Consider the following 4,155-nt stretch of genomic DNA (forward strand, 5'->3'; position numbering starts at 1 on the left):
GGGGCGGTCCTTGGGCTCTCCCCGGCTGGGTGGGAGGTGGGGGAGTTGCGCCGCGCTGCTTTCGGGTGCGGATCTGCCGAGAAGCCGACCAGGGTGGGTGGCGACGCACGGCGACGGTATCGTTACGCGGTGGGGTGTGGCAAGGGTGCACCTGTTTGCTATATGAATGGGAGCCCCTCGCTGGTGGGCGAGAGGCTCCGGATGCGGGTGTACGGGCGAGCGCTCAGAGGGCGAAGTGGTCGAACTCGCCTGCTTTGACGCCCTTGATGAAGGCGGCGAATTTGGCCCGGCTGGTCGTCGTGATGACGTTGGGGTCGTCGCTCTCCCGCATCAGGATCTCGCCGTCGCACTCGGCGATCTCTACGCACTGTGGGCCTTCATCCGAGAATGACGACTTCTGCCAGTTAATTTCTGTGCTCATACCTCTGTCTTTCACAATTCTCGTGCGATGTGATGGATGAAGCTGCGCGACTCGGCCGGTTCCAGGGACGCCTGCGCGGCAAAGTCGAGTTGCGTTCGGTGCCTCTCCAACTCCGCAGCAGCATCAAGGAAGTTGCCGTCGAAACGGTTGTCAACGTGCACAGTATCGAGTTGCGGGATGACGCCGCCCGCGTAGAGCGCGGTCTGGGTGAGGCTGACGAAGTCTTCGGTGGAGAATGGGATGACCCGGAGCATGACGTCTGGCCGCTCGGAGACCTCGATGAGGTATTCAAGCTGCCTGCGTGCGACCTTTCGTCCGCCGACGCGGACGCGGAGTGCGGCCTCATGCACGATGGCCTCAAGCTCCGGTGGGTTGTCGCGGTCGAGGATGGACTTCCGTCTCATGCGGTGCTCGACCCTTGCCTGCACCTCGCTCGCAGGAAGCCTCGGAATTGCGCTTTCGAACAGTGCCCGCGCGTAATCGTCTACCTGAAAGATGCCAGGGAAAGTCACTGGTTGCAGATACCGCAGGTACTTCGCATGGTGCTCCATCTCGGCGACATCGAGGAAACCGGGAGAGAGGATGCCGCGATACTCGTCCCACCAATACTGGCCGCGATGCTCACGCGCGATCGCGCACAAGGCTTCGATCAGCGCCTGGTCGTCGCAGGCGTAGAAGACCGCCAGCTTGCGGATTCGTTCCTCGCTGATGCCGATACGGCCCGATTCGATGTGGCTGATCCTGGCCTGATCGGTCGAGAGGAGGCCGGCTGCTTCGCGGGCCGTCTTGCCCGCCCGGTCACGTAGCTTCCGCAACTCTCCACCAAGGCGCGCTTGGCGTGCGGTCGGATTGTCCCTTGGTGGCATGTCACCTTCCCTGTCTCGGCCCAGTGTTGCGCGTAACGGCGCCATGGGTCCACCCACTGTCACCGAAACGAGGTACCAGGGTGGACCGGTACACCTATTTACTCTACGGTCATCCCAGCACCGCGTCGCACGTCAGTAAGACCGAAGTGCAGCCGCTGGGGCGCGCCTTGAGGTGTGCCCTCATACAGCGCGGCCATTGCCACGCATGGCGGGCATCGCGGAACCACACCGCGTTGGGAGACGATGACATGACACCTGTGAGCACGCTGGTTCCTCCCTCACCGACACCCCCGGCCGAACCAAGTAACCCGTTCTATCGGCTCGTTGTGCCGAACTCGGACTGCGCGCCGCGGATCGCGCGGGACTTCGTCGGGTCGTTACTCCGTACTCTCGATCACCCCGGTCTCGCCGATGACGCCCGCCTCTGCGTGACCGAAGTCGTCACCAACTCCCACCGGCACACCCGCTCCCGGCTGATCCGGGTCGATGTGGCGGTCTGCCGGGCGGAGGTGACCGTGTACGTAGGGGACAACGAGCCGCGCGCCCTGCCCGTACCGGCCCTGAGCGACGCCGAACATGAGCACGGGCGCGGGCTTCTGCTCGTGGAGAGCCTCTCGGCCCGATGGGGGTCGGTGATTTACGGGGGGTGCTCGCCGGTGGCGAAGGCGGTCTGGTTCACGTTGGCCGTGGCCGGAGCCGAGGGTGGCGGCGGGGCGGGTGGCTGATGGCGGCGCCCATAACTGACCCTGCCCTGTGGGGAGTTGTCTCCATAGCTGTCAGTGCGACCGCGCTGGTGATGTGCGTGCTGTACGCCTCGATGTCTGGTGCCGACCCCGTCGAAGGGCGGGGGTTGCCTCCCGAAGTCGTAACATCTAGCGTTGCGACAAGCTTAAAAGCATGTGGGATGAATGCGAGACCAGTGAGCGCCAACAGCAGGCTGACCGTCGCGGCCCACGCCCTGGCGTGGATGGAGCTGAACAAGCGCCAGGGCCACGAGGTCGCCACCTCGGAGCAGATCGCAGGGAGCGTGAACACCAACGCCGTGGTCATCCGGCGCCTGCTTGCCGAGCTGCGCAGGGCGGGGCTCGTCGAATCCCGGCGTGGGGCGGGCGCGGGCTGGATGCCGGCGCGCGAGCCGGAGTCGATCACGCTGTCGGACGTGTACGAGGCCGTCGAACCCGGCACGCTCTTCGCCATGCACCGCGCCACACCGGACCAGGACTGCCCGGTCGGCTTCGGGATCCGCCCGACGATGCGGGGCATCTACGCCGGGATCGAGGAAACGGTACGGGGCGAGCTGGCCCGTACGACCGTGGCTGATGTGCTACGGGGCGTGCTGGCGGCGGGAGCGCAGGCAGGCATCTGAGCAGGCCTGCGCGTGGGGGGCCAGCGCTACTGGGCCGGAGCCGGCGTCGTGGCCGGGGCCTCCGGCTGGCGGAGCTGTGTCGCGTGGCGGCCCGGGGGTGCGCCGAACATGCGGCGGTATTCGCGGCTGAACTGCGAGGGGCTCTCGTAACCCACGGCGTATCCGGCGTCGGCGACGTCCCGGGGGTGGGCGAGGAGGCGGGCGCGTGCCTCGTGCAGGCGCAGGTGCTTCTGGTACTGGAGCGGTGTCATCTGCGTGAGCGCCCGGAAGTGCCGGTGGAACGAGGTGACGCTCATCGACGACCGCGCGGCCAGTTCCTCCACACGAAGCGGCTGGTCGTAGTGGGTGCGGATCCAGCTGATCGCGTGGCCGAGCTGGGAGACGTCGCTGTCCGGCAGGCCGATCTGGCGTACGGTCGCGCCCTGGTCGCTGCTGATGAGCCGCCACAGGATCTCTCGTTCGTACAGCGGCGCCAGCGCTGTGGCGTCCTTCGGACGGTCGAGCAGGCGTGTCATCCGTCCGATGACGTCGAGCAGGTCCGGGTCGGCGGTGCCGGTCGCGATGCTGGGGACATGCGTGCGCTCGGTCACGGTACGGGGCGCGGGCGTGGCGAGCAGGAGGTCCGAGATAATCGAGGGCTCAAGGCGCATCTCGAAGGCGAGGTACGGCTGCCGCGAGGTGGCCTGGATCGCGCATGTCACGGGGAGGTCGACCGAGGCGACGACGAATTGCCCCGCCTCATAGTGGAGGGTCCGCTTGCACAGGACGGTACGGACGTCGCCTTGCAGGATCAGAGCCACACTCGGGCTCACCGTCTCACCGGTCGGCGGGGTGGCCGTGCTGAAGCGCGACAACTCGACCCGTGGCAACGCTGTCGCCGCCCGTCCTTCCCCGGCGTGACGAGCGACCACATCGCGAATTTGCCGCAGCGTGTCCACCTGCCCAGTCAAACACCGCCTTCGCGCGATCGCCAAGCTTGGCAGGATCGTGCAATGGCAGGGCATCAATGAGCAGCGGCGTGACACACGAAGCCCGGACGTCCGCCCTCTCCACGCAACCGTGTCGCTCTCGCGTCCATACGACACAAGAGACGGCGGAACGGCCACTCACCCCAGGACCCCAGCCACCCGACAAGCCCCTGACCAGGCACTATCGAGAGAGCTCTAGCTAGGGGTGTCACCCGGCAACGAGTCTCAGACACCTGCTTGCACCCCAACCGTCCACTCACAGTCAGTCGCTGAGCCGGTGTCGTCACCGCCCCATTCCACTGCCGCGTACCACCACCCACCGGCTGGCACCCGGCAATGAAACGGCCCCCACAAGCGGCCTCCTCCGGGGACCCCTCCCCCGGGGCCGCTCCTCCCACGAAGCTGCACTTGCGGGGGTGGGACGGGGGTCAGGGGTGGAGCGCAGCGGAATCGGCGGAGCCGACGCGACGCAGGAGCGCCCTTGACGCCCGGCACGGCCCCGCGACACTCAAACCCACAGGGGCGGCCCCCACC

At 67.0% G+C, this 4,155-nt stretch carries 5 protein-coding genes; 2 read left to right on the plus strand and 3 right to left on the minus strand.

Annotation, left to right across the window (positions count from 1 at the left end; all coding sequences use genetic code 11):
- Positions 1–223: 223 nt before the first annotated feature.
- Together WH07_RS31440 and WH07_RS31445 are read right to left on the minus strand one after the other, a co-directional pair.
- A complete protein-coding gene (locus WH07_RS31440) occupies positions 224–421 on the minus strand; it encodes a DUF397 domain-containing protein (protein WP_046507665.1) in 198 nt (65 codons plus the stop codon).
- Positions 422–432: 11 nt separating this feature from the next.
- A complete protein-coding gene (locus WH07_RS31445) occupies positions 433–1,287 on the minus strand; it encodes a helix-turn-helix domain-containing protein (RefSeq protein WP_046507668.1) in 855 nt (284 codons plus the stop codon).
- A 326-nt stretch (positions 1,288–1,613) separates the two neighbouring features.
- On the opposite strand from WH07_RS31445, the gene WH07_RS31450 reads away from it, so the two are divergent.
- Positions 1,614–2,012, plus strand: coding sequence for an ATP-binding protein (locus tag WH07_RS31450; RefSeq protein ID WP_232789129.1), 399 nt, complete (start codon positions 1,614–1,616; stop codon positions 2,010–2,012).
- A 194-nt stretch (positions 2,013–2,206) separates the two neighbouring features.
- Complete coding sequence (locus WH07_RS31455) at positions 2,207–2,653, plus strand: Rrf2 family transcriptional regulator (protein ID WP_046507670.1); 447 nt, start codon at positions 2,207–2,209, stop codon at positions 2,651–2,653.
- A 26-nt stretch (positions 2,654–2,679) separates the two neighbouring features.
- Here WH07_RS31455 and WH07_RS31460 read toward each other — a convergent pair whose 3' ends face one another.
- Positions 2,680–3,564 (minus strand): AraC family transcriptional regulator, encoded by an 885-nt coding sequence (locus tag WH07_RS31460; RefSeq protein ID WP_232789130.1) that lies wholly within the window; start codon positions 3,562–3,564, stop codon positions 2,680–2,682.
- Positions 3,565–4,155: the final 591 nt, after the last annotated feature.

The sequence above is a fragment of the Streptomyces odonnellii genome (assembly GCF_000981895.1).
In the GTDB taxonomy this organism is placed as follows: Bacteria; Actinomycetota; Actinomycetes; order Streptomycetales; family Streptomycetaceae; genus Streptomyces; species Streptomyces odonnellii.

Coding starts and splice junctions, on each gene's coding strand:
- WH07_RS31445 (WP_046507668.1), bottom strand. CDS start 1,287: ATGCCACCAAGGGACAATCCGACCGCACGCCAAGCGCGCCTTGGTGGA.
- WH07_RS31440 (WP_046507665.1), bottom strand. CDS start 421: ATGAGCACAGAAATTAACTGGCAGAAGTCGTCATTCTCGGATGAAGGC.